Annotated in this window: 27 protein-coding genes; 12 read left to right on the top strand and 15 right to left on the bottom strand. The window is 65.6% G+C overall.

Going from position 1 to position 24,014, the window contains the following annotated elements; translation table 11 throughout:
- Positions 1 to 458: 458 nt before the first annotated feature.
- Complete coding sequence (locus ACFVWG_RS18375) at positions 459 to 893, bottom strand: DoxX family protein (RefSeq protein ID WP_391544493.1); 435 nt, start codon at positions 891 to 893, stop codon at positions 459 to 461.
- Positions 894 to 1,050: 157 nt separating this feature from the next.
- On the opposite strand from ACFVWG_RS18375, the gene ACFVWG_RS18380 reads away from it, so the two are divergent.
- Both ACFVWG_RS18380 and thrS read left to right on the top strand, forming a co-directional pair.
- Positions 1,051 to 1,890, top strand: coding sequence for an acyl-CoA thioesterase (locus ACFVWG_RS18380; protein WP_391544494.1), 840 nt, complete (start codon positions 1,051 to 1,053; stop codon positions 1,888 to 1,890).
- Positions 1,891 to 2,058: 168 nt separating this feature from the next.
- Complete coding sequence (thrS, locus tag ACFVWG_RS18385) at positions 2,059 to 3,297, top strand: threonine--tRNA ligase (RefSeq protein ID WP_391544495.1); 1,239 nt, start codon at positions 2,059 to 2,061, stop codon at positions 3,295 to 3,297.
- On the opposite strand, the gene ACFVWG_RS18390 is transcribed toward thrS, so the two are convergent.
- The 4 genes from ACFVWG_RS18390 to ACFVWG_RS18405 are packed head-to-tail and all read right to left on the bottom strand — an operon-like array spanning position 3,279 to position 7,497.
- The gene (locus ACFVWG_RS18390) at positions 3,279 to 4,133 is read right to left on the bottom strand and encodes a MaoC/PaaZ C-terminal domain-containing protein (RefSeq protein WP_391544496.1); all 855 of its coding nucleotides are present in this window, start codon (positions 4,131 to 4,133) and stop codon (positions 3,279 to 3,281) included. The two genes, thrS and ACFVWG_RS18390, sit on opposite strands and share 19 nt — an antisense overlap.
- Position 4,134: 1 nt before the next feature.
- Entirely contained in the window at positions 4,135 to 5,481 is a 1,347-nt protein-coding gene (locus ACFVWG_RS18395) for a 3-oxoacyl-ACP reductase (RefSeq protein WP_391544497.1), read from the bottom strand.
- 10 nt (positions 5,482 to 5,491) lie between these two features.
- Positions 5,492 to 6,769 (bottom strand): acetyl-CoA C-acetyltransferase, encoded by a 1,278-nt coding sequence (locus ACFVWG_RS18400; RefSeq protein WP_391544498.1) that lies wholly within the window; start codon positions 6,767 to 6,769, stop codon positions 5,492 to 5,494.
- Positions 6,766 to 7,497 (bottom strand): TetR/AcrR family transcriptional regulator, encoded by a 732-nt coding sequence (locus ACFVWG_RS18405; protein WP_391544499.1) that lies wholly within the window; start codon positions 7,495 to 7,497, stop codon positions 6,766 to 6,768. The genes ACFVWG_RS18400 and ACFVWG_RS18405 overlap by 4 nt, the downstream gene beginning before the upstream one ends.
- Positions 7,498 to 7,624: 127 nt before the next feature.
- Between ACFVWG_RS18405 and ACFVWG_RS18410 the strand changes: the two genes are divergently transcribed.
- Positions 7,625 to 8,953 (top strand): acyl-CoA dehydrogenase family protein, encoded by a 1,329-nt coding sequence (locus ACFVWG_RS18410; protein ID WP_391544500.1) that lies wholly within the window; start codon positions 7,625 to 7,627, stop codon positions 8,951 to 8,953.
- A gap of 156 nt (positions 8,954 to 9,109) precedes the next feature.
- Here ACFVWG_RS18410 and ACFVWG_RS18415 read toward each other — a convergent pair whose 3' ends face one another.
- The 4 genes from ACFVWG_RS18415 to ACFVWG_RS18430 all read right to left on the bottom strand — a co-directional run bounded on the left by ACFVWG_RS18415 (position 9,110) and on the right by ACFVWG_RS18430 (position 12,804).
- Complete coding sequence (locus tag ACFVWG_RS18415; RefSeq protein ID WP_391544501.1) at positions 9,110 to 9,319, bottom strand: hypothetical protein; 210 nt, start codon at positions 9,317 to 9,319, stop codon at positions 9,110 to 9,112.
- A complete protein-coding gene (locus tag ACFVWG_RS18420; RefSeq protein WP_391544502.1) occupies positions 9,303 to 9,746 on the bottom strand; it encodes a hypothetical protein in 444 nt (147 codons plus the stop codon). The genes ACFVWG_RS18415 and ACFVWG_RS18420 overlap by 17 nt, the downstream gene beginning before the upstream one ends.
- Before the next feature lie 429 nt (positions 9,747 to 10,175).
- On the bottom strand, positions 10,176 to 10,514 hold the full coding sequence (locus tag ACFVWG_RS18425; protein ID WP_391544503.1) for an HD family hydrolase: 339 nt from the start codon (positions 10,512 to 10,514) through the stop codon (positions 10,176 to 10,178).
- Positions 10,515 to 10,665: 151 nt separating this feature from the next.
- Positions 10,666 to 12,804: a DUF222 domain-containing protein gene (locus ACFVWG_RS18430; protein WP_391544504.1), complete on the bottom strand. Its 2,139-nt coding sequence runs from the start codon at positions 12,802 to 12,804 to the stop codon at positions 10,666 to 10,668.
- Between the two features lie 242 nt (positions 12,805 to 13,046).
- On the opposite strand from ACFVWG_RS18430, the gene ACFVWG_RS18435 reads away from it, so the two are divergent.
- Together ACFVWG_RS18435 and ACFVWG_RS18440 are read left to right on the top strand one after the other, a co-directional pair.
- A complete protein-coding gene (locus ACFVWG_RS18435) occupies positions 13,047 to 13,469 on the top strand; it encodes a hypothetical protein (RefSeq protein WP_391544505.1) in 423 nt (140 codons plus the stop codon).
- Between the two features lie 90 nt (positions 13,470 to 13,559).
- The gene (locus tag ACFVWG_RS18440; protein ID WP_391544506.1) at positions 13,560 to 13,766 is read left to right on the top strand and encodes a hypothetical protein; all 207 of its coding nucleotides are present in this window, start codon (positions 13,560 to 13,562) and stop codon (positions 13,764 to 13,766) included.
- Positions 13,767 to 13,854: 88 nt separating this feature from the next.
- Here ACFVWG_RS18440 and ACFVWG_RS18445 read toward each other — a convergent pair whose 3' ends face one another.
- The 5 genes from ACFVWG_RS18445 to ACFVWG_RS18465 all read right to left on the bottom strand — a co-directional run bounded on the left by ACFVWG_RS18445 (position 13,855) and on the right by ACFVWG_RS18465 (position 17,804).
- Positions 13,855 to 14,613, bottom strand: a complete 759-nt coding sequence (locus tag ACFVWG_RS18445; protein WP_391544507.1) for an inositol monophosphatase family protein — start codon at positions 14,611 to 14,613, stop codon at positions 13,855 to 13,857.
- 203 nt (positions 14,614 to 14,816) lie between these two features.
- Complete coding sequence (locus tag ACFVWG_RS18450) at positions 14,817 to 15,431, bottom strand: HD family hydrolase (protein ID WP_391544508.1); 615 nt, start codon at positions 15,429 to 15,431, stop codon at positions 14,817 to 14,819.
- Between the two features lie 20 nt (positions 15,432 to 15,451).
- Positions 15,452 to 16,549 (bottom strand): methyltransferase domain-containing protein, encoded by a 1,098-nt coding sequence (locus tag ACFVWG_RS18455; protein WP_391544509.1) that lies wholly within the window; start codon positions 16,547 to 16,549, stop codon positions 15,452 to 15,454.
- The gene (locus tag ACFVWG_RS18460; protein WP_391544510.1) at positions 16,546 to 17,529 is read right to left on the bottom strand and encodes an MvdC/MvdD family ATP grasp protein; all 984 of its coding nucleotides are present in this window, start codon (positions 17,527 to 17,529) and stop codon (positions 16,546 to 16,548) included. Before ACFVWG_RS18460 ends, ACFVWG_RS18455 begins: the two co-directional genes overlap by 4 nt.
- Positions 17,526 to 17,804 carry a hypothetical protein gene (locus ACFVWG_RS18465; RefSeq protein ID WP_391544511.1) on the bottom strand — a complete coding sequence of 93 codons (279 nt, stop codon included), beginning with the start codon at positions 17,802 to 17,804 and terminating at the stop codon, positions 17,526 to 17,528. Before ACFVWG_RS18465 ends, ACFVWG_RS18460 begins: the two co-directional genes overlap by 4 nt.
- A 145-nt stretch (positions 17,805 to 17,949) precedes the next feature.
- On the opposite strand from ACFVWG_RS18465, the gene ACFVWG_RS18470 reads away from it, so the two are divergent.
- The 7 genes from ACFVWG_RS18470 to ACFVWG_RS18500 all read left to right on the top strand — a co-directional run bounded on the left by ACFVWG_RS18470 (position 17,950) and on the right by ACFVWG_RS18500 (position 23,914).
- Entirely contained in the window at positions 17,950 to 18,237 is a 288-nt protein-coding gene (locus ACFVWG_RS18470) for a hypothetical protein (RefSeq protein ID WP_391544512.1), read from the top strand.
- Entirely contained in the window at positions 18,234 to 18,779 is a 546-nt protein-coding gene (locus ACFVWG_RS18475) for a DUF6879 family protein (protein WP_391544513.1), read from the top strand. Before ACFVWG_RS18470 ends, ACFVWG_RS18475 begins: the two co-directional genes overlap by 4 nt.
- A gap of 18 nt (positions 18,780 to 18,797) precedes the next feature.
- Positions 18,798 to 19,676, top strand: coding sequence for a helix-turn-helix domain-containing protein (locus ACFVWG_RS18480; protein WP_391544514.1), 879 nt, complete (start codon positions 18,798 to 18,800; stop codon positions 19,674 to 19,676).
- 6 nt (positions 19,677 to 19,682) lie between these two features.
- Positions 19,683 to 20,213 (top strand): NUDIX hydrolase, encoded by a 531-nt coding sequence (locus tag ACFVWG_RS18485; protein ID WP_391544515.1) that lies wholly within the window; start codon positions 19,683 to 19,685, stop codon positions 20,211 to 20,213.
- 395 nt (positions 20,214 to 20,608) lie between these two features.
- Entirely contained in the window at positions 20,609 to 22,027 is a 1,419-nt protein-coding gene (locus ACFVWG_RS18490) for a hypothetical protein (RefSeq protein WP_391544516.1), read from the top strand.
- Positions 22,028 to 22,062: 35 nt separating this feature from the next.
- Complete coding sequence (locus ACFVWG_RS18495) at positions 22,063 to 22,896, top strand: SGNH/GDSL hydrolase family protein (protein ID WP_391544517.1); 834 nt, start codon at positions 22,063 to 22,065, stop codon at positions 22,894 to 22,896.
- 19 nt (positions 22,897 to 22,915) lie between these two features.
- The gene (locus ACFVWG_RS18500) at positions 22,916 to 23,914 is read left to right on the top strand and encodes a methyltransferase (RefSeq protein ID WP_391544518.1); all 999 of its coding nucleotides are present in this window, start codon (positions 22,916 to 22,918) and stop codon (positions 23,912 to 23,914) included.
- Here ACFVWG_RS18500 and ACFVWG_RS18505 read toward each other — a convergent pair.
- Entirely contained in the window at positions 23,900 to 24,010 is a 111-nt protein-coding gene (locus ACFVWG_RS18505) for a hypothetical protein (RefSeq protein ID WP_391544785.1), read from the bottom strand. The two genes, ACFVWG_RS18500 and ACFVWG_RS18505, sit on opposite strands and share 15 nt — an antisense overlap.
- Positions 24,011 to 24,014: the final 4 nt, after the last annotated feature.

A 24,014-nucleotide genomic window follows, 5' to 3' on the forward strand; every position in this document is an offset into this window, starting at 1 on the left:
CCGAGTCCTCCCCGGAACCGGCGACGGCGCCGCTTACGTCCGAAGACACGCCGTACCAGGCCTGCGGGTTCTTCGGACGTCAGCTCGGCGGCAGGCCCGTTGACACCAACCCTGACCCACTAACTAACCGGCTTTGGGGTCATCCGTTCAGATTGCCGATGACGGGGGTCGCGTCAGGCGGTGGCTGACTCTCGGGCTGGGGTGCGGATGATGAGGTGGTCGAGGCTGAAGCGGTCGGCACGGATGGCGCCCGCTCCTCATCTCCGGACGCACTGCCCAGTTCGCCCCACCTTCACCTGCCGTGCCCATCCCGACCTGCCGTCCGCCCACCTTGCCCGCGTGACCTCACCCGCGGTGGCCCCTCATTCCCTGGGTAGGCAGGGAAATCAGGGGTTCGGTACGCGCATGAGGGTGTAGGACCCCCGATTTGGCTGGGTAGGCAGGGAAATTGGGAGGGGTCAGGCGGGGACTGATTCTCGGGCTGGGGTGCGGATGATGAGGCGGTCGAGGCTGAAGCGGCCGGGGCCGACCACCGCGACGGTGAGGGCGAAGAGGCCTAGGGCGGCGACGAGTTCCCAGCCGCCGTCACTCGCGAAGACGCCGTTCGGGGCGTGGACGAACAGGAACGCGCCCAGCATGTCGAGCGTCAGGAGTACGCCGGCGATTGGGGTGAGGACGCCGAGGATGAGCGCCGTACCGGCGATCAGTTCGGCGCCGGTCGCGTAGTACGCCGAGATGGTCGGGGACGGCACGCCCATCCCTTGGAAGGCCTGTGCGGTGGCGTCGATGCCGTTGGTCTGGAACTTCTGCCAGCCATGCGCGACGAACACGATGCCGACGCCGACGCGGGCGATCAGCAGGACGACGTCCTGAGCGATGGGGGGCAGCTTCACAACAGGTCTCCTCAATCAAGTGCTTGGTCGTTGAGCTCTCAATCATAAGTTTACCGAAGGCGACCGAAAGCTCACCGAAAGCGTCCGCGTGACGGGACCCACAGCCCACCGGAGTGGAATGACGCCGACGCAGGGGAGCGACCTGTCAGGATGAGGCATGCCTGAGTCGCTGGAAGACCTGGTCGAGCTGCTCGACCTGGAGATGATCGACGTCGACCTGTACCGCGGGCGGCAGCCGCAGACCTCCCTGCAGCGGGTGTTCGGCGGGCAGGTACTCGGCCAGGCGCTGGCCGCCGCAGGGCAGACGGTCGACAGCGGGCGGCTCGTGCACTCGCTGCACGGCTACTTCCTGCGCGGCGGCGACACCGCCGTACCGATCATCTACCGCGTCGAGGGCACGCGGGACGGCGGCAGCTTCTCCAGCCGGCGGGTCGTGGCATCGCAGCACGGCAAGCCGATCTTCTACATGTCCACGTCGTTCCAGAAGCCCGAGCCCGGGCTGGATCACCAGGAGCCGATCCCGGCGGACGTCGTACCGCCGGAAGAAGCGCCGACGCTGTCGAGCGTGCTCGAGGCCCAGTCGGGTCGCGCGGCCGCCGATTGGGATCGCGAATGGTCCGCTCTGAACGTCCGGCTGGCTGGTGTCACCGGGCGACAGTTCTGGATCCGTGCCGCAGGCAAGCTTCCGGACGAACCGGCGCTGCACGCGTGCGTGCTCGCCTACGCGAGCGACCTCACGCTGCTCGGCGCGAGTCTCCTGCCGCACGGCATCGTCATCGGCGACCGCCGGATCCAGCCGGCATCCCTGGACCACGCGCTCTGGTTCCACCGCGAGTTCCGCGCCGACGAGTGGCTCCTCTACGACCAGACCTCACCGTCGGCCTCGGGTGCACGCGGCTTCGCGCTGGGCCGGCTCTTCACCGAGGACGGCCGCCTGGTCGCGTCGGTCGCGCAGGAGGGTCTGATCCGGCCAGTCGGATTGGACTTGAGCAAATGAGCTGCGGTGGCTAACGTAGTGAGCATGTTGCAGCGCGCAGTAGAGACGACGACGCCGGAGTTTGTCCCGGCGCGCTGACACCTGACTGTCACTGAACCCCGGGGCGAGTGCCCCGGGGTTTTTTCATGTCTGCCTCGTGGTTCGCCCCATCTCAACAGGAGATGAACCATGTACGACCACCGCAAACTCGGCCGCGAGCTCGGCCTGTTCGACTCTGACCCGCTGATCGGTGCAGGTCTCCCGTACTGGCTTCCGGCGGGCGCTGCTGTCCGGCACGCCTTGGAGAGTTACATCGGCGAAGTCGAACGACGCGCCGGCTACCAGCAGGTGTATTCGCCCGTTCTCGCGAAGAGAGCGCTCTATGAGATCTCCGGCCACTGGGACAAATACAGCGACGACATGTACCCACCGATGGACATGGGCGGTGAGGAGCTGGTCCTGCGGCCGAGCATCTGCCCGCACCATGCGCTCATCTACCGGTCTCGTGCTCACAGCTACCGCGAGCTCCCGCTGCGCTTATCTGAACTAGGCGGTCAATATCGCTCCGAGCTGTCGGGCGTGATCGGCGGCCTCAGCCGGGTCCGCGCCATGCAGTTGAACGACGCGCACATCTTCTGCCGCCTCGACCAGGTCGCCGAGGAAGCCCAGGGAGCGCTCTCTCTGATCAACCAGGCGTACGTCGATCTCGGGATCAGCGCGGCTCGTTACGTGCTCGCGCTCCCGGCCGAGGACGCCGTCATCGGCAGCCCAGACAGCAAGTACGTCGGTGATGCCGCGAGCTGGGCGCATGCCGCCGGGCTCCTGCGTGACGTGCTGGTCAACGCAGGTGTCGAATACGTCGAGTCGCCGGGTGACGCCGCGTTCTACGGACCGAAGATCGACGTCCAGGTGGTCGATTCGGCCGGCCGCGAGTACAGCCTGTCGACCATCCAACTCGACTTCAACCAGCCGGCGCGCTTCGGCCTCGAATATATCGGTGCTGACGGCAACAAACACCGGCCGGTGATGGTGCACCGCGCGATCGTCGGGAGCATCGAGAGAGCGGTTGCTCAGGTGATCGAGGTGCACGGCGGCGCGTTCCCGGCCTGGCTCGCGCCGGTGCAGCTCGTGGTGCTGCCGATCTCGGACGACGAGGAGAAGCTCGCCATCGAGGTCGCCCGGCGGGCGTCATCCCGCGGACTGCGGGTCGAGGTCGCGCACGCCGACGAGGGAAACCTCGGGGCGCGGATCCGCGAGAACCGGTTGGCGCCGTACCAGGCCATCCTCGGCGCTCGCGAGGCCGCAGCCGGCCAGCTCGCCATCCGCGAACGCGACGGCAGCCGCCGCGACGCAGCACCGATCGGCGAGGTCCTCGACCGGGTCGCGCAGGAGGTGATCCCCGGCGCGCTTCAGTCTTCCTGGAGTTGACCGATCAGATGGGTGACCTCGTGAGCGTCGTCGTACAGGACGAAGTCGGTGGTCTTGCCACCAACGGCGTACCCGAACTGCACACGCGAGGGCAGCAAGAGCGGCTTGCGGAAGTCGACCCGGACGGTGAACTCCTCCGGAAGCTTCGCGGCCCGCTCCAGCGATGCGAGCGCGGCCGCCTTCGCCCACATGCCGTGCGCGATCTGGCGCGGGAACCCGAACGCCTGCGCAGTCAGCTTGAACAGGTGAATCGGATTCCTGTCGCCAGAAGCGGCGGCGTACCGACGACCGAGGTTGCCGCGTAGATCCCACCAGGCCTGCGGCGGCAGCTCGGGGTCCGGCAGCAGATCAACATGACCCTCCGACCCCTTGGCACGACTCAGCAAGGTCGTCAGATCGGTCCACACCACGTCGCCGTCGACCAGCACCTCGCTGACGATGTCGAAGACAATCCCCTTCGGGTGCGGGCGTTCCGGCGTACTGTGCACGCGAATCGCCGGCTCCGCATGGATCGGCAGCGGCCGCTTCTGGGTGATCGTGTTCGACAGATGCACGATCCCCATCGGCTTGTAGGGGAACGACGGATCCGACATCAGATCGAGGTGCAGCGGGAAGGCCAGGACGTGCGGGTACGTCGCCGGTAACGCCGGACCGGCCGGGAACCCGGTTACATCCCGGTACGCCGCGAGGTGGTCCTGGTCGATCGCCGAGTGCGGCAACTCCAGGGTGAGACCGTCCTCCGATGGCTCGTAGTCCGCACGCCGCAGCGTCGCCTTCACGGTCTTCGCGTACAGACCGCCCAGGCCGGGAGAGTCGTCGTACCGGCGGGTCGGCATGTCAGGCGCCCAGCATGCTCTGGCCGCAGACCCGGATGATGTTGCCGGTGACGCCGGCCGAGGCCGGGTCGGCGAACCACGCGATCGTCTCGGCCACGTCGATCGGCAACCCGCCCTGCTGCAGCGAGTTGATCCGGCGGCCGACCTCGCGAATCGCGAACGGCACCTTCGCGGTCATCTCGGTCTCGATGAACCCGGGCGCGACCGCGTTGATCCGGATCTGCTTGTCGGCCAGCTTCGGCGCGAGTGCCTGCACGAGCCCGATCACGCCGGCCTTCGAGGTGGCGTAGTTCGTCTGACCGTTGTTGCCCGCGATCCCGGCGATGCTCGCGACCCCGATGATGGAGCCGCCGGCCCGGATCGTGCCGGACTCGACGAGGTGCTCGGTGATCCGCTCCGGCGCACGCAGGTTCACATCCAGTACGGCGTCCCACGTGTCGGTGCGCATGTTCGCCAGCCGCTTGTCCCGCGTGATGCCCGCGTTGTGTACGACGATGTCGAGACCGGCGTACTGCTCCTGGGCGTGAGCAGCGATCCGCTGTGCGGCATCGACCGCGGTCACATCGAGCAGGAGCTCAGAACCGCCGAGCCGAGTCATCACCTTGCGCAGCGGATCCGCGTTCTGCGCGACGTCGACGCCGAGGATGGTTGCGCCGTCCCGAGCGAGCGTGTCGGCGATCGCGGCACCGATTCCACGGGCCGCACCGGTCACGAGCGCGACCTTGCCGGCCAGCGGGCGATCCGGATCGTTGCCCACCAGGGGTCCGGTCCCGACCCGCGCCACCTGGCCGTCGACGTACGCGGACTTGGGGGAGAGGAAGAAGCGGAGCGTCGAGTCCAGCTGCTCGTGGGCGTCCGGGGCGACGTACACGAGGTTGACCGTGGCGCCGCGCTTGACCTCCTTGCCGAGCGAGCGGGTGAAGCCCTCGAGCGCGCGCTGAGCGATGTGCTGCTCGGTCGACGTCGCGAGCTCCGGCGTCCGGCCGACCACGATCACCCGGCCGGCGGCCGCGAGCTGGCGGATGACGGGGGAGAAGAAGCGCTGGAGGCTCGTCAGGTCGGCCGTCGAGGTCGCGCCGGTCGCGTCGAAGACCAGCGCCTTCGGGCGGATCTGGCTCGACGCGACGCCCTCGGTCGCCGTACTGAAAGAGGCGCCGATGTCGCGCAGCAACGCCTGGATCGCCTTGCCGGCCTCGGTTTCACCGATCGCGCCGAACACCACCGAGCCGTCGATGACGCGCGAACCCTCGGTCCAGCGCTGCAGCGGCACCGGGTCGGGCAGGCCGAGGTTCTTCACCAGCGTCTGACCGAGCGGGGTCCGGGTGAAGGTCTGGTAGCGGTCCGTCATGGGTCTGCTCCTACTTCTCGAGGATGGCGACGACACCCTGGCCGCCCGCGGCGCAGATCGAGATCAGGCCGCGGCCACCGCCGTTCTCGTCGAGTTGCTTGGCCAGCGCGGCGACGATCCGCCCGCCGGTCGCCGCGAACGGGTGGCCCGCGGCGAGTGAGCTGCCGTTCACGTTCAGCTTGGCGCGATCGATCTCGCCCAGCGGGGCGTCGAGACCGAGCCGCTCCTTGCAGAAGATCGGATCCTCCCACGCCTTCAGCGTCGAGAGCACCTGGGAGGCGAACGCCTCGTGGATCTCGTAGTAGTCGAAGTCCTGCAGCGTCAGACCGGCGCGCGCGAGCATCCGCGGTACGGCGTACGCGGGAGCCATCAGCAGGCCCTCGGCACCCTTCACGTAGTCGACCGCCGCGGTCTGCGAGTGCGTCAGATAAGCGAGCGGCCGCAGCCCGTGCTCCTCGGCCCACTCATCAGTGCTCAGCAGTACGGCGGACGCCCCGTCCGTCAACGGGGTTGAGTTGCCGGCCGTCATGGTCGCGGTCTCACCCTTGCCGAACGCCGGCTTCAGCTTGGCCAGCTTCTCCAGCGTCGTGTCGGGGCGCAGGTTCTGGTCCTTCTCCAGGCCGAGGTACGGCGTGATCAGGTCCTGCTGGAAACCGCGGTCGTACGACGCGGCCAGGTTCACGTGGGAGCGGTACGCGATCTCGTCCTGCGCCTCACGAGTGATGCCCCACTCGAGCGCGGTCAGCGCCGCGTGATCACCCATCGACTTCCGCGTGCGCGGCTCGGCGTTGCGCGGGATCTCCGGTACGACGTCCTTCGGCCGCACGCGGGCGAGGACCTTCAGCCGGTCCTGGAACGTCTTGGCCCGGTTCAGATCGAGCAGGATGTTGCGCAGCTTGTCGTTGACCGCGATCGGCGCGTCCGACGCGGTGTCGACGCCGCCCGCGATGCCCGCGTCGATCTGGCCGAGCGCGATCTTGTTCCCAACGAGGATCGCCGCCTCCAGCCCGGTCCCACAGGCCTGCTGGATGTCGTACGCCGGGGTCGTGGCCGCGAGCTTCGACCCGAGCACCACCTCGCGCACCATGTTCCAGTCGCGGGCGTGCTTGAGCACCGCACCGGCGACCACCTCACCGATCTCCTGACCACCGAGCCCGGTCCGGTCGACCAGGCCGTTGATCGCGGCGGTCAACATGTCGGAGTTCGAGGAGTGCCGGTACGTCTTGTCCTGGCGTGCGAACGGAATCCGGTTGCCGGCGACAACAGCCACTCTGCGGGGCTCGGTCATGGTTTGTCTCCTGCTCTGCGTGCTTTCTTCGGAACCTCATAAGCGAAGCGCCCCACTGCGGTTGCCAAGGTCGCGGTGATCGCGGTCGCCCGCACCGTCGCCACCTCGGCATGATGCACCACCGGATGTCCCGGCTTCCCGCTCGACACGATCAGCCCGACCCTTGCCATGTGCAACGATCCGAGCGTCTGTGTGTACAGATGGTTGGCCAGGTACGCGGTGTCCGCCTTCGCGAACGCACCCGACCGCTGCCCGGCTTCCAGTACGACGGCAATCCGGCCGAGCGCGGAAGCCATCGCCGTACCGAGTGTCACCATCACCGGCTCGGTGATCTCACCGAACAACTCCTCACCGGTCCTGCGCAGCAGACTCATCGCGCAGTCGGTGAAGGCCGGGAACTCCAGACAGAAGTCGACGAACACCTCACTCAGCGCCTTCAGCCGGTTGAGCGGCGTTTTGCGGGGATTGTCGACGGCGCTGAGGCGGTCGTCCAGCTCGCCGAGGTAGTCGACCAGCGTGAGCGCGAACAGCTCTTCCTTGCCGGAGAAGTGCCGGTAGATCAGCGCCTTGTTGATCCCGACCCGCTTGGCGATATCGTCGATCTGAGCGTCGATCGTGCCCCGCTCGTCGAACAGCTCCCGGGTGGCCCGGATGATGTCCCGCTCCCGGTCGCGCCGACGCTCCGCCGTGGTCCGGCGGCGTCCGATCGCGAGCAGCGCGGAGCTCATAGGACCGATCTTAGCCATACCGGTACCCCTTGGTGCAAACGACGGTTACACTCATCGGTAACATATGCTTTCGGACGTTCCTGCTTTCGGATGTTTCGGTGCCCCCTGTAGTTGCCGGAGGATGTTGATGACGATGACCGACCCCAAGCCCGCCGTCTCCACTGATGTGATGGCGCTGGCCGGTGAACTAGGTGCCGAGCGGTCCAAGCCAGGCTGGAGTCCCTTCTCGTTCGCCCTGAACGACGAGCAGCGCGAGATCCGCGACTGGACCCACGCCTTCGCCGCCGACGTGATGCGCCCGGCGGCCGCCGAGTGGGACGAGCGTGAGACGACCCCGTGGCCCGTGATCCAGGAGGCCGCCAAGATCGGCCTCTACGGACTCGACATGAACATCAACCTCTTCGTCGACCCGTCGGGCCTGCTGATGCCGCTGGTTCACGAGGAGCTCTTCTGGGGCGACGCCGGCATCGGCATGTCGCTCAAGGGCACCGGCCTGGCCTCGTCCGCCATCTTCTCCAACGGCACCCCCGAGCAGTGGAGCCAGTGGATGGGCCGCTGTTACGGCACGCCTGACGACGTTCGCGTGGCCGCGTTCTGCTCCTCCGAGCCAGGCGCCGGCTCCGACGTCTCCGCGATCCGCACGCGAGCGACGTACGACGAAAAGACCTCTGAATGGGTCATCAACGGCCAGAAGGCGTGGGCCACCAACGGCGGCATCGCCGACATCCACGTGGTTGTAGCCACCGTCGACCCTTCGTTGGGCACGAAGGGTCAGGCCGCGTTCGTCGTACCGAAGAGTGAAGTGAAGGGCCTGGAGCAGGGCACCAAGCTGCGCAAGCACGGCCTGCGCGCCTCCCACACCGCCGACGTCTTCTTCGACAACGTCCGCATCCCCGCCGCCAACGTCCTAGGCGGCAAGGAGAAGCTCGACGAGCGCCTCGCCCGCGCCCGCGCCGCCGCTTCGGGTGAAGCCAAGGTTCGCAACGCCTCCATGGCCACCTTCGAGATGACCCGCCACATCGTCGGCGCCCAGGCGGTAGGCATCGCCCGCGCCGCCTACGAGTTCGCGCTGGACTACGCGAAGGGTCGCGAACAGTTCGGCCGCCCCATCATCGACAACCAGGGCATCGCCTTCAAACTCGCCGACATGGCCATGGAAATCGACGCAGCGCGTTTGCTGGTCTGGCGAGCCGCCAACATGTCAGCGGCCCTGATGCGAGGCGAAACCCCCGACTACCGCCACGGTGAAGGCTCGATGGCCAAGCTGAAGGCCGGCGAGGTCGCCGTCAAGGTCACCGAAGAAGCCATCCAGATCCTGGGCGGCAACGGCTACACCCGCGAGTACCCGGTAGAGCGCATGCACCGAGACGCCAAGATCTACACGATTTTCGAGGGTACGTCGGAAATCCAGCGACTGGTCATCTCCCGAGCCATCTCCGGCATGCGCATCAGGTAGGTAAGCACAGGCCCCGCACGCGGACGGCTGCCGCCGGCCACCGTGCAACCAACCGCTCGTGCTCGGCGTGGTCCCGCAGCAGAACCGGGATCACGCCGAGCCATCGCCCGCCCGTGCCGATTCGCGCTAAGCGTGGGGTCGGTGTGGGGAAAAGCCCTAGAAGCTCGCTTCGGCAGTGACCTTGTCGAACTTCTTCGTGTACGTACCGTCCGGGATGCAGTTCATCGCTTCTGTCTGACCGGGCTCCAGGTCGCCGGTGTTGCACATGACGTTCGCCAGCACCTCGTCGCCCTTGAGAAACTTGATGTGGGTGAACATCGTGCTGGTCTTGTCATCGGTGTTCTTCGCCTTACCGACGATCGTCATGCCGAAACCGGAGTCCTCGATCTTCCAACCGGCCATCACGGTGTGCGAGCCGAGCTTGAATGCTGAGCCGACCTTTCACGGTGCACGGCTTCGACCGATCCTCCTGGTCCTCGCACGTGAGCTTCGGCTCTGCGGGCTTGACCGGCACTGGCTTGGCTGTTGTCTTCGGCACGGCGGGTGCGGTCGTCGGAGCGACCGGTTTCGGCGCAGGGGCCGTAGCCGATGCTGTTGTCGTGGGCTGGTCGCCCGCCGTCGAGTCGGGGTCGGCGTCGTTGCCGCCAAGCGAACCCAGGATGCCGATCAGGACAAGGCCACCGACGACGGAGCCGACGATGATCAGGGCTGTTTTGGTGCTGCTGCTGTTCTTCTTCTTCGGCGGCTGCATCGGCACTTGCCCATGCGGCGGCTGCGGGTACTGCTGTGTCATGAATTCCCCCCAAGATGGACGGGCCAGTCCGGACCCGATCCGGAAGCCTGCCCGAGCGGATACGCTCAGTCGGCAACTGACTGCTGCAGTGGACTGATCCGTGACTCTATGCAATCGGGGCGTGCTGCGTCAGAGGCTTTAGACCTGCACACCGCCCTAACGATTGCTGACGGCCGACCCGTTGTCGGAAGGCAGCCGACCGGCCTCGCGACCCATGAGCACGGCCTCGCTGGAGGGATTCGTGTCTTCGTGCCTACCCGACCCGGCTGAGCATTCGACCCGCCATGACGGTGTTCCCGGAGCGGTGCAGATCCGGTTGAGCGGGCTACCGGTTGCGCCAGGCAAGTGGTGAGACGGTGAGAGCCGCGTCGGCGAGGCGTTTGCCGAAATCGGTTCGGAGATTCGAGCGTGAGGATTCGATCCAGCCGTCTACTCGGGTGTAGCCGGATTCCTGGTACTCGATGGCTTGCAGAAGGCATTCGAGGCGACCTCAATGTAGGGGCGGGCGCTGTGGGGGATGTCACCGATGCGGGCTTCTTGGGAGTCGTGCCACATGCCGAGGTAGGCGGCACGGGCAGGATCGCCGCCTTCCTCTGCTGCGATGAGGGCGGCAAGTTGGGCGACGCGAAGGCTGTGTTCGGCGACCGACTCAGGATCCCGGACACTGACGTGCCACCACCCGGCCCGACGGAGGCGTTTGAGGACGCCCAGTTCGTAGGCGAAGGCGATGGCCCCCGCGGCGTGGGAGTCGCTGGTGTCGTCGGCCACGGTCCCTTCGCCAGCGGTCAGCGGGATGACTGCACGTAGCAGACTAAGTCAGAGCTGCCTGGCGGCATCGGATCGGAGCGCGCTCAAGGCGACCATGCCTGACGCCGAGCTCCCAAGGTGGTCACGGCGGCTCTGGCTGGGGCGTGACTTCTCAGAATGGTGGCGGATCCGATGAGCTAATGCGGTCTGCTGGTTGCGACGCACCTGGCGGTTCCTGTCTCGGGTCGTCGGCGTGAGGTTGCTGCGTGTGTGGGGGTTGGTGTTGGTGGTGTTGGATCGGGCCGCGGGCGGGTGGGACGGTGGTGTAGCGGTGGCCGGTGGGTGTGGTGAGGGTGATTGATCCGTCGGGGTGGTTTTGGGTGTGCCAGCCCCAGGCGGGGGTGTCTTTGATGAGGTGGTGGTATTGGCAGTAGGGGGCGAGTCCGGCCAGGCTGGTGGTTCCGGAGATGGCGAAGCGGGTGCCGTGGTCGCGGTCGCATTCGCGGGAGGTGCGGTTGCAGCCGGGCCAGGCGCAGACGGGGTGTCGGGCGAGGAGGGTTTCGCTGACGAGTGTGCCGGGGTCGTGGCGGGTGGTTGAGGCTTCCAGGACGGTGCCGTTGATGGGGTCGGTCAGGAGGCGGCGCCAGGTGCCGTTGGTGGCGATGCGGCGGCCGAGGTCGGCGGGGATGGGTCCGTAGCCGGTGAGTTCGCAGGGGTCGTTGTCCAGGCCGAGCAGGGTGCTGGCTGGGATGACTACTTCGATGTGTGGGCGTCTTTTGTGCTGGTCGGGTAGTCGGCGTCCGAGCCAGTCGAGTCCGTTGTGGAGGATGTGCTCGAACAGGTCGGTCACGGCGTCGGCTCGGCGTTGTGGTGCGGTGCGTTCGTCGCGTGGGCGTGGTTGCTGGCCGGGCTCGGTGTTCGTGGTGGCGGGATCAGAATGGTTGCCCAGGGCATCATCGGCCAGTGTGTCGGCGTCTGTGCCGCTGCCACCGCCGCTGCCGCCGCTGCCACCGCCACCGCCGCTGCCGGTGCCGGTGTCAGTGTCGGTGTCGGGCGTGGTGTTGACACCAGGCGTGTTGGCCGTCGGGTCGGGCTCGCGACCGGGAGTCGCGCCGGTGTTGACGCTTGTCGCAGCGTTGGCGTCGGTCTCGCTCGGTGTGGCCGGGTCCGTGGCGGGCTCGGAGTCGGCGGTGGGGCTGACGTCGATGGTGGGATCGGCACTGGTGGTGGGTTCGGCGTCTGCGGTGGGGCTGGCGTCGGTGGTGGGCTCGAAGTCGGTGCTGGGGCCGGTGCTGGTGGGCTCGACGTCGGCGGTAGGGCTCGCGGCCGTCGCGGAGTTGGTGGGGCGTTTGGAGAGGTCTGCGATGGCTTGGACGGCGACCCATATTTGCTGGATCTTGTCGGCGGTGTGGACGATCCAGAGGCCGGCCATGCCGCCTGCCAGGGGGACGATTTTGCAGGTGCGTTCGCGGAGGGCTTCGCGGTGTTCGTCGGCTTGTTCGGCGGCGGTGTGTTTGGCGACTTGGCGGCGTAGGGATTTGCGCAGGTTGGCGTGGGTCTGGGATGGCGCGCGCCGCAGTACGTGTGCTTCGACTGCTTGTGCTGATTCGTCGGGCAGGTTGCGGGTGGCTTCTGAGATCGACAGGGCCTTGGACCAGGACAGGGCGCCGGATCGTAGTGCGGTGTTGGTGGCTGACAGTGGTCCGGTCAGGTGGAGTGCGGTCTCGATGTGGTGGACGGCGGTGTCTGCGGACAGGTGCAGGGCTGCGCCGACCTCGGCGGCCCAGGATCGTTCGGGGTCGACGGGTCGGCCGGAGGAATCGGTCTGGGCGGGTCGCGGGTTGTCGGCGTACTGGGCTTTGCGCTGGCGGAAGAACGTGGCCATCGCTCCTGCCTTCATCGATTCGGCCCAGGAGGCGAGTCGTGCTGCTGCTTTCATCAACTCGATCAGCACGATCGGGGACTCGGTCTGTGGGCGTACCGGTTCGAGTGCGGTGGCGAGTTCGCCGCCTGGGGGCAGGAACACCCAGGCCGGCGCGGACCGGCGCAGCATCTCGCGTTCGGCCTCGTCCTGGTCGAGGCCGGACCACAGCTCCCATTCGAGGTCGTCGACCTTGTTGGCCTGGTAGGGCTCGCCGAACAGGTCGTCGGCGCTGAGAGCCACGATCGCGTCGGGGTCGTCGGGGTCGTAGGGGGGTGAGGAGTCGGGGTGGTCGGGCCATTGCTCGGGGGGCGGGTTGAGATCGGGCTGCGCGGCGAGATAGCCGGCGTACAGCTCCTCGTCGGTGGCGCAGATCGATCGACTCGTCATGCGCCAACAGTAGAACAACTGTTCGAGTACATCAAATCGGGAACACTCGAACAGAACACTCGAACCACTGGTCACATGTCGGGAGCGTGCGGACAAAACGTGGAGGAGGAGCGGTCGGGTCTGACTACACCGTCGCGGCGTCGTTGCTGGTTCACCAGATGTGACAACAGTGAGGTCGAGGGCTCTCTCGGCGACTAATCTCGTGGCTGTTCCTATGGGTTCTGTCATCGATGAGAGTGGCTATGAGCGACGAGCTGCACGAGGTCAACCGATGCCTGGCTCAGTACGACGTCGTGATGTACAGGGATGACGACGGCAGGCTGCGCATTTATGGCGACATCAACCGCATCCAAGACATCATCTTCGGTCCTTGCCTGGCCAAGTTTCCGCCTGGCGGCAGGAAGGAGCTGGATGCGTTCTTCGCGGAGGAGGTCGACTTTCGCCTCGCCCGGATCATGCGCCGTGAGGGCATCGACGCAGTCATCGATCTGTCGGAGAGTATTGGTATCGAGATCAGGGGAGAGCCTCCGACCGATGAGCTTTACGAGGCGTGCTTCAAGGAGCTCCATGACTGGTATCGGATCCCGCCAGGGGACCGGCCGGTTGAGGTCGTGCCCGCGGTGAAGCCGACGTCTATCGGCGTCAAGGAAGGACCGCCGAACTGATGGAGTGGGAGAACCTTGGTGAGAGGGCTGTCTATGAGAACCCTTGGTTTCGGGTGAATCTGGCGGATGTTGAGCTGCAGGGGGGCGCTGGTGGCCTACTACGAACCCCTGAAAATGAACTACGAAACCCTGGGCAACTCAAGCCCTCATCTTCATGCGCACTTGGTTCCGAGATACGTGGAAGACCCGCGGCCCGGGCAACCGTTCCCGCTGCTGGCCAAACAAGGCTACGAGCAGCAGATCCTCGAAGAGCACTTCCTGGCCGAGGTCAAGGGTTTGCAAGAGATGCTGCTTTGACGGCTGGTCTCATCGCTCGAACTAGGTGCTCGATCCGGCCGAGAAGACGAGTCGATGCCTCGGCCGGTGGGATGTGTCGAGGCTCGAGTCAGCGGCGGAGCGTCTTGCGGATTTCCTCGGCGAGGGCAGGGTCGCTCGTAGCGATGAACTTCTGCTTGCCCGCCATGGCCTGGCTTATTTCGGTGATGCTGTTCCAGCCGTAGTCCAGGCCGATCGGATTGCCTTCAAGGTCGATGGCAGTGCCGCCAGCGGCGTGTAGGACGTAATGTCCCGGCAGGAAGTCCCAGGGCGCAAATCCCTTCTGGATTTCGAGGGTTGCGTCGGTGAACCCCGCTGCGACGTGGCACAGGGAGGCCGAGCCATGGCCGACGCCTATCCGGCCCGTTCGCTTACCACCAGGTCCCTCTGCACCGAGTGCCTTCAGAAGGTCCTCTTGTCGAGCGAGCGGCAGGAGTCTCGCCTCGGGCCGCATCAGGTAGTTGGTCACCAAGGCCTCCGACAGGGCGACCCTCGGTCTACGCGTCATAGCGTGCCATTCGCCATCCCTCGTGACGGCGAAGGCCCGATCAACTCCGTCGTCGCCTAGAGCAGCTACATATAACTGAACATGGTGAAAGATGTCGCCGACGACAGAAACTATGGGCCGCTCTCTAGAGAGCGAATAGACCATGACGTGCGTATAGCCCTGGAGTGCACGTACCGCGAGCTCACTGGTGTCCAGCGGATCTACAAGCACGCACCAGTCCGGACTCTCGTTAGAGCCAACCACCTCCAGATCCGATTCCTCGGAGGCGTAGATGAACGACGGAAGGAACTCGGCGAGGCGCTGCTTGTAGAGATCATGCATGAGGAGTCGTAGCCAGACAGGAAGTTGTCCTGATGGCGATGGTTCTCAGTCTCGGCACGGCGGCCGGTAAGGGCAGCTTTCAGGAGCTTGGGACGGAGGTCGTCAAGCATCGAGCGAACCATGTTGACGACGTCCTGCGCCAACTCCGGAATGCCGCTCTGAGCCACGTCTATCCACCTTCATATCGGTCTTGGGGACAAGTACTACCGATTCCGCCATGTGAGCGGTGAGACGGTGAGAGCCGCGTCGGCGAGGCGTTTGCCGAAATCGGTTCGGAGGTTGGTGCGGGAGGACTCGATCCAGCCGTCTACTCGGGTGTAGCCGCTCTCGCGGTACTCGACGGCTTGCAGAAGGCACTCGAGGCGGTCGGCGTCCTTGGCACAGCGCGCTTCGAGGGTGTCTTGGGTTTGGTATTCGGCGACTGCCTCACGGATGCTCTTGGCGGCAGTGTCGGGTAGGCCGGCGACCTGGTCCTCGGTGATGCGCTCGTTGGAGGCGACCTCGATGTAGGGGCGAGCGCTGTGGGGAATGTCGCCGATGCGAGTTTCCTGCGAGTCGTGCCACATTCCCAGGTAGGCAGCGCGGGCCGGATCGCCGCCTTCCTCGGCCGCGATCAATGCTGCTAGTTGGGCTACACGGAGGCTGTGTTCGGCGACGGATTCGGGGTCGCGGACGCCGACGTGCCACCAGCCGGCGCGGCGAAGGCGTTTGAGGACGCCCATCTCGTAGGCGAAGGCGATGGTGCCTGCCGCGGACTGGTCGGTGGTGTCGTCGGCCACGGTGGTCCCTTCGTCAGTGGTCAGTAAGTTGCACTGCACGTCGCAGGCTAGTCAACTCGTCACGGAAGGTCTGGCAGTTGCCATGCCGTGTCCGTGCCATCAAGTCGCACCAGTTGGGCTCCGGGTGTGATGCGCAAGCTGAACTGCTCGCGTGAGGGGCGTCCGAGGTCGGTCCACCGTCGATGTGCGACCTCTAGGAGGTCCCAGACATTCTGTGGGCCGCCTTGGGCGACAGTTTGCTGGTCGATGCGTGCCCACGAACCATCCGGGACGATGAATATCGCGACTCCGCTGTCTGAGAGCTTGCTCAGGAAGCGGAGGCCCGGTAGGGCGAGGGCTTGTATGAAGCGGAAGTCGCTGTCGAACCAGATTGATTCGTCTAGCTCTGTTGGTCGCACTTGCGCGGCTGCTGACGTGATTTCGGTGATCTGACCGCTGAGATCGGCTGGCCGCGGCGCGGGCCGCAAGGGCATGAAGAACGCAGGGCCGGCCAGGAAGCGCCCGGTTCCGTGGTGGTCGGCGTCGAAGTCGATGACTGCGATTCCCGTGGCGATGGGTGTGACGATGCGGCTGCCGCTTTGCGTCTGGTCGATCCATGACTGCGGGGCCCGGTTTGGGGCGCAGGTGGCGATGATGCGGTCGTACGGAGCCCCGCCGACCCATCCGTCTGCGCCGTCGCCGATGGCGAGTGTTGGGTGGTAGTCGAGCGAGGCCAGGTATTTGCCAGCGGCATCGATCAGGTCGGCCGCGATGTCAACGCTTACGACATTTCTGTCACCGAGTCGGTGACATAGCAATGCGGCGTTGTAGCCGGTGCCGGTGCCGATCTCGAGCGTCCGATCTCCGTCTGCCGGGTCGAGGGCTTCCAGCATGGTCGCCATCAGGCTGGGTACGGTGCTCGACGACTTCACATCGGGGGAGACGACCAGCAGTTGGTCGCTGTAGACGCCTGCGAGCCACTCGTCAGGCGTGCCTGCGTCGACGGTCGACTGGTCGGCGGGCGTCTGGCGATAGAAGACCGGGACGAAGACATGGCGCGGTACCTCGTTGAAGGCGGCTCGCCACTCGTGTGAAGTCAGTGCGCCCTCGGCTGCCAGCTCGTTGACCAGTTGATGGCGTAGCTTCTCAGCCTTGCGTTCGATGAGCGTCGCCTTCACTCGGCTGCGCCTTTCTCCAGGATGTCTGCCAATGCTGCACTGATCGGTAGTCCGAGTGCTTGCTCGATCCATGCCCACTGCCCGTTGGGTTTGACCTCTATGAAAACCCATTGCCCGTCGGGCCGGACAATGAAGTCAAAGGCACCGAACAGAAGGCCGAGGCGATCCATCATCGTACGCACCGCGGCCGTGATCTCGGTAGGAACGCGCGCCAGTGTGTATCTGACTGCTCGACCATGGGCTCTGATATCCAGGTCGCCGCCGGGATCATCCGGCTCGATGGCAGCAGCAAAGCATTGCCCGGCAACATATGTCAGGCGTACCTCGTAGTCGCGGTCGACCACTTCCTGGAACAGGTGGGCCGTCGCTGTGATGGCAGGATCTGCCCAGTCTGTTTCCGGTACCTCGGTGGTGTAGAGCAGCCCCTTGCCAACCCGCGGGTCTTCGTAAACGACAGTGGACAGGGTCTTCGTCACGATGCGTCCCATTCGCCGGCCGAAGGCAACGACATCGTGCGGGCGGTTGGTGAGCAGTGTCCGTGGTGTCGTCAGGCCGACAGTTGCTGCGACGGCGAGTTGGTATGGCTTAATGCGGGCATCGGCCATCTTGCCGGGACTGTTCAGCCAAGTGACCTGCGGTAGGGCCGCGAGTACGCCGTAGAGGGCGTGTCTTGCCTGCGATCTCACAAAGGCAGCCTCGGCACCGGGGAGGTCTTTGGGCGTCTTGAAGCCCGAGGGTCGGCGGTAGTACACCGCTCGTATCTCGCCGAGTTCCGCAAGGCGCAGCGGCCCGAGGACTTCTCCGAACCAGGACCCATCGAAGCCTGCGGACAGGTCCAGGGAATCGGGGAAGTCGCCGGGGTCCAGGCGCCAGAACTCGACGCCTCGCTCATTCAGGTGGTCGAGAACGAAGTCAGCAGTCGGGTCACAGATCTCTGTCAGCACCAGAACTTGAGGGCTTGGGCCGCTGTGCGGTTTCACTTGTCGTCCGTCATCCAATCGAGGCTGATTACGTCCTTGCCGTCGCTCTCGACCGAGCAGGTAGTGCCGGACATGACCATGTCGCGAAGTGGCCGATCACCGAAGTAGCCGATCTGTGAATCAGGGTCCAGGCTCACGAGTTCTCGCTGGTTTTCGAAGTGCGGTTGCGGTCGAGCAACAGAGACGCCGAACGGCCTAAGGGTCTTCCCTGCTCCGGGGCGCAACGCACTCCCCACGGGGAAGCGCTCGGCATCCAGATCGATCGTCGGTGTCATCGTCAGGTCCTCTCGTGTGCGGGCGTGATGGTCACCCGCAGTGCTCACATTGACTCCGTGAGTGAAGCTGGAGAATAATATGCTCCGAGCATAATGTGCAATACTCGACCGCAGTTGTCCCCTTCTAGAGGAAGCGGTGTGCCCCATGAAGCTCACTAGAATCTGCAAGTCGGCCGATTCGCAGGTCGCAGGCCAGTGTCCGGCCATCTACGTTGCCGATACACCGGCCGTGATGGTTAGCCAGGGCAAGCGGCTCGACCCGCAGACCACTGCGGAACTCCGTGATGTGGCCGACGATGAGACGGCGGTGGAGATCCCGACCGAAACCCTCCTTCGGGCTGCAGGCCTCTTCCTTGCTGAGCGCGGACGGCCCGCGGTTGCTGCTGAGGTTGAGGCGTTCCTGGCTGCCGAACTCGACGGAGGGCAGGGGTGAGCCGTTGGATCAGGCCGGCTGATACGGCGGAGTGGCTGAGTCTGTTCGCGGATTTCAGCCAGTCAGCATTCAGGCTCGAGGGCCTGCAGACGTACGACGCGACAGGCGAAGAGGAGGCAGTGGCCCGATTCCTTGCCGATGGTACGTATGACTTGGACCTGTCGTGGTGGACCTCGATGGCCAGGAGGCACGCAGACGCTGGACACAAAATGGCCAGGGTTCGGGTGATCGTGGAACCGCTGACCGACTACACCCGCTTCGAGCTCGCAGGCTACCCGCAGATGGATGCTGCCGGTGATGAGATTCGCATCATCGTTGCGCCCGAGGGTACCTGGCCTGAAGGCGTACCCCAGCACGACTACTGGCTCTTCGACGAGCGTTACGTGTGGCAGATGCACTACGACGAGGTCTTTGCGTTTGTCGGCGCTGAACTCGTGACTGACCCCGATAAGATCGCCCAGCACCTGAGGTGGCGCGATGCCGCCATCGCGCAGTCGGTACCGCTGGAGACCTACCTCAACGAACGCCAGCAACAGACCTGAACCCGGAGGCCATCACCGGTGGATTCCCCGACATCCAGTAGCCAGGCCCTTGGCCTACTCGGTGCCAGACTCCGCGCTGTCCGTGAGCAGGCGGGCATGTCCGGGATCGAGTTGGCCAAGAAGCTTGGTGCTGGGTGGTGGCAGCCCAAGGTCTCCAAGATAGAAACCGGTCGGCAGCTTCCGACCGATGCCGAGATCTCCGCGTGGGCGGAGGCGACCGGAGCAGATCTGGCGCCGCTCCTCGCACTTCGCGACAAGGCTGCCGCGCAGTACGGCGCCTGGCGCGATCGGGTTGCGGACGCAGGCAGTCCGACTGCTCTGCAGTCCGAGATCGGCGCCTTGGAGACGGCCTGTGTCTTTCTTGCGGAGTACCAGCCCGCGATGGTTCCGGGCCGATTGCAGACACCGGCGTACATCCAGGGGATGGCGGACGGAGACAAGTTCCTGGCCGAGCATGGGATCACACCCGAGGACGTCGGCCGAATCATCGCTGCCAAGGTTCGACGGCAGAGCATTCTCTACGAGCCGGGACGGCGGATCATTCACGTCGTTGGCGAAGCTGCGCTCCGGACCCGATTCGGGCGGATCGGCGTGGGGACTCTTCGCGCTCAGCTCGCGCACCTGGCCGAGATGGCAACCTTGCCCGGTCACGAATTCGGTGTTGTCCCCTTCGGTGTAGCTTCACCCGTCAACCCAGGTTCGGGCTTCGGCATGTACGACCGCGATCTCGTGGTCGTGGAAACCGTCGCCGGAGATATTCGGCTGACCGAGCCGGAGGTCGTCGCCCACTTCTCCTACTGGATCGATGAGCTGCTCGATGTTGCACTGACAGGCAGCGACGCTGCTGCGTTCTGCCTGCAGATCGCCGACGAGTTGGCTCAGTCGGACGGTGATTGATCCGTCGTGGAGTGGAAGAACCTTGGTGAGAGGGCTGTCTATGAGAACCCTTGGTTTCGGGTGAATCTGGCGGATGTCGAGCTGCCGGATGGGCGGCACCTTGATCACTTTGTGATTCGTCAGCGGGCGTTTGCGTTGACCGCGGCGGTCAACGCGAAGAACGAGGTACTGCTGTTGTGGCGGCATCGGTTCATCACGGGGACGTGGGGATGGGAGTTGCCGGCTGGGGTTGTTGATGAGGGGGAGAGCGTGGTTGAGGCTGCTGCGCGGGAGATGCTGGAGGAGACGGGGTGGCGGGCTGGTCCGCTGCGGCATCTGATGACGGTTGAGCCTGCGAATGGGCTGTCGGATGTGCTCTGTCACGTCTATTGGGCCGATGGGGCCGAGTACGTGAGTCATCCGGTGGATGATTTCGAGTCGGATCGTCGCGAGTGGGTTTCGCTTGAGCGGGTGCCTGAGATGGTGCGCGGGGGAGCGATCAGGTCTGCCAACACTGTTGCGGCGTTGATGCTGCTTCACCACATGCGAAAAGGCTGACGTTCTCCACACCCGAGAGCTTGTCGCGACGATCGATATGGGGGTGGGAGCGTCTCCCACGGCAGCGTGTACGGCCGCCACCCTCTGGCATCGGCACATCTCTCTCGGTGTCGTTCTTCGGAAGCGCGCAGGCAAAGGCCCGACCGAGCTTCTGCCCGAAGATGCTGAGATGGCCGCACGTTGAGGGAGCCGTGTCTGAGGTCGTGACAATGCTGTTGCTGCGATCAAGACTGGTGTTGCTGATCGGGGCTTGCCTGGGGAATTTCGTGACTGGCGGTCTCCAATTGGTCATGCGCTGCCAGGGGGCAGGGGCGAGAACGCTATAGGACCGCGTGCTCTTCGCTGGTCTGTGTTCATGAGTGCGGCAAGGGGAGAAGCGGTGGGGGAGATGCATCATGTCAGGTTCAAGTACGCCTGAAGGTGGGTTCCAGATCAGTCGGCGCCAGGCTCTTGTGGCGCTTGGTTTGGCGGGGGTTGCCAGTGTTGACGCGGTCGCGGGGACGCCGAGTGCCTACGCCGAGAACCGCGGGGGCGTGCCGACGATCAGTGGCCGAGTCGTCGCGGTCGGTATTCCCGGTGCGTCGGCGGTAGCTCCGGTCGGCACGTTCCTGCCGGGCAGTCCGATCAATACCAACCCCGTGCTGGCGGCATTCACGCAGCCTGGCAGGGTGTGTGACCCGACCCGCATCCTGGTCGGGAGTACGTCGAACTTCGGCGCGCCGAAGGCGAATCCGGACCAGGCGGCGGGTTCCTTCCTTTCCATCGATCCGGACAGCGCCGATCTCGCCGTGCCGGACCGGTTCGCGGCCGCTGGCGGGCAGGCGTCCGCGCTGGGCGGGGCCGTCCAGATGTACAGCGCGCAAAGTCCGAACTGGCGCAACGGTTTCTACGCACCCGCTGCCGTGACCGCGGCCCAGACGGCGGTCGCGAATCCGCTCGGCATGTCGATCAACAATGCGTTCGGCCGGTTCTGGCCGGCCAATGCGCCGTACGGGCTGAACGGCCCCGGCTCCTCGTCGATCGCGGATCCGGACGGGCGTCCGTTGAACAATGCGCCCAACCCGAGCACAGGTGGTGTCTACTTCGACGATGTCACCGGTCGTGCCCCGACCCAGGTCGTCCCCGGCGCGATCTCCAAGGCGGCCGTCGGTACCGCCCTCATCGGCCGATCGCCGGACGGCAGCGGGCGCGCCGTGTTCGCGGTGGTGGTGGCCGATGGCAGCGTCGTACAGGAGCACACGGCGAAGGCGCTCGACGGCATCGCGCCGCCGCGTACGGTCCAGCCGCTCGTGCATCGCTCGTGGGGTCACGACAGGGGACACCGCGGGCCGGTCTCGCTGCCGCGGCTCGGAGTCTTGATGAGCTACGCGCCCGAGCTGATCCTGTACGTGAGTCAGCCCTTCGATGATTCGATCAAGGTGATCAGGCTGACGATCGGTCGCCCGCAAGGCAACGAGGTGTTCGTGCCCGACGGACTGCGCACCATCAGGTCATCGGCCTTCCAGCAACCGCTCGACCTGGCTCCGGTGCGGATCGAGACCACGCACCCTGACCGTGCGAGCAACACGACGCTGCAGCCGGGCAGCGACTTCTACGTCTGCAACCGAGGCAGCGACACGATTGTCCGGATGCGACAGGACGGCACGATCGTGGGCGTCCGCACAGTTCGCCTGGGGCGTCACTCGCTCGGTGTCGCGCGCCTGAACGGCATCGCAACCTCGGCCGACGGATCGAGGATCTGGGTGACCTACGTAGGCGCCTTGCCCGGCAGTGACGACGACCGAGGAGGCGTCCTCGAACTCCCCGCCTTCTGAGCCGACCGAACAACGCCGTACGAAAGAGGATCGAGATGCGGAAGTACTCGAGGTTGTGCGCCACAGCTCTGGCGGCCGTGGTGGTCTTGATCGGCTCAACCCCAGCTCCAGCAGTCGGTGGACCGTCAGGCGGCGATCGTTACTACCTGTCGCTCGGTGACTCGCTGGCTTTCGGCTTCCAACGACCGAAGGTTGATGCAGGGCTGCCACCTGCCGCGTTCGAAACGGGCTACTCGAACCTCCTGGCCGGTCGCCTCGAGCACGGAGGCCGGCCGTTGACGCTGGTGAACTACGGATGCCCGGGCGAGTCCACAACCACCTTCGCGGCCGGCCCGTGTCCGTGGAAGGCCGCGGGTCTTCCCCTGCACGATTCGTTCATCGGCTCTCAGGAAGAGGCCGCCCTGACCTTTCTTCGCAGCCATCGCGGCAAGGTCGACGTCGTCACTGTGTCCTTGTGGGGCAACGACGCGAACGCCTTCGTTGCCTCCTGCAACGGCAACGTGCAATGCATCGTCGACGGAGCCCCGGCCGCCATCGCTGGGATCGCCTCGAACCTGGCCGGCACTCTGGGCAAGATCCACCGGTCCGCGCCAGACGCCACGGTCGTCGTACTGGGCGCGTACGACGCCAACATCGGCGCGTTTCCGCTGACCCATCCGATCATTCGGCAACTGAATCTCGCCATGGCCGATGCCGCCGCAGCGAATCGAGCGGGCTTCGCCGACCCGTTCGCGGTCTTCGATCCCGACGGGGACACCGGCGCCGCCTTGTGCGTGCTCACCCTACTGTGCAGCGACGGCGACGGTCATCCGTCAGACGCCGGATATCTCGCGATCGCGGAACTGCTCAAGCGGCAACTCGGTCACTGATGGGATGGATGATCAAACCATGGGCAAACCAGCTGATCTGCAGTCGATGGTGACCGGCTTTCGCGTTTCGGCGGCACTCAGTGTTGCGGCCGAGCTCGGGCTGTCCGACCAGCTGGCCGGAGGGCCGCGCGCGGTCGGTGACCTGGCCGCCGCGGTGCAGGCGGACGAGGATACTCTTCGCCGGCTGCTGCGGGTGCTGGTCGCGGTCGGGGTCTACGCCGAGTACGACGGTTCTTTTGCGAACACGACAGTGGGCGAGGAGCTGCGGTCCGACCGGCCCGGCAGCCTGCGGCCCTTAGCCCGGCTCCTTCAGGATCCCGCCATCTGGGCGGCCTGGGGGCACCTCGGCCACAGCGTCCGGACCGGTGCGACCGCGTTCGAGGCTTTGCACGGTATCGACCTCTGGACACATCGGCAGCGCAATCCAGAGCAGAACGCGATCTTCAACGACACGATGGCCGCGCTCAGCTCGTACGTCGGGGATGCGGTCGCGAATGCCTATGACTTCACTGGCCTCGCGAGTGTCGTCGACGTCGGCGGCGGCCAGGGGGTCCTGCTGGAGGCTGTGCTGGCTCGCCACGAACACCTCACCGGCACGGTGTTCGACCTTCCGCATGTGGTCGCGAAGGAGCCAAGGTCGAGCGCACTGGAATCCCGGTGGTCGGTCGTGGCCGGCAGCTTCTTCGAGGCGGTACCGGCTGCCGACGCCTACCTCGTCAAGTCGATCCTGCACGACTGGCCGGACGACCGCTGTCTGCAGATTCTCCGCAGCTGTGCCGCGGCGCTGAACCCGGGCGGGGTCCTGCTGGTGGTCGAACTGGTCCTCGGCCGGCCGGGCAACGAGCTCCAGGCAGCCCTCACGGACCTGAACATGTTGGTGGTTGCGGGCGGCCGGGAACGCACGGAGGCCGAGTACGCCGCATTGTTCGAGGCTGCCGGTCTGCGACTGACTCGCGTCGTCGACACCGGAATCCCGATGTCGATTCTGGAGGCCCGTCGATCGTCAGGTGGGTCCTGATGCATGGCTGGCGCGGCGGTGGTTGTCCACTTCGGGCATGTGTGTTTCGGCCCAGTCGCGGAGCATTGCGAGCGGTTGGTCGAGACTGAGGCCCAGTTGG

The organism is Kribbella sp. NPDC058245 (assembly GCF_042882005.1).
In the GTDB taxonomy this organism is placed as follows: domain Bacteria; phylum Actinomycetota; class Actinomycetes; order Propionibacteriales; family Kribbellaceae; genus Kribbella.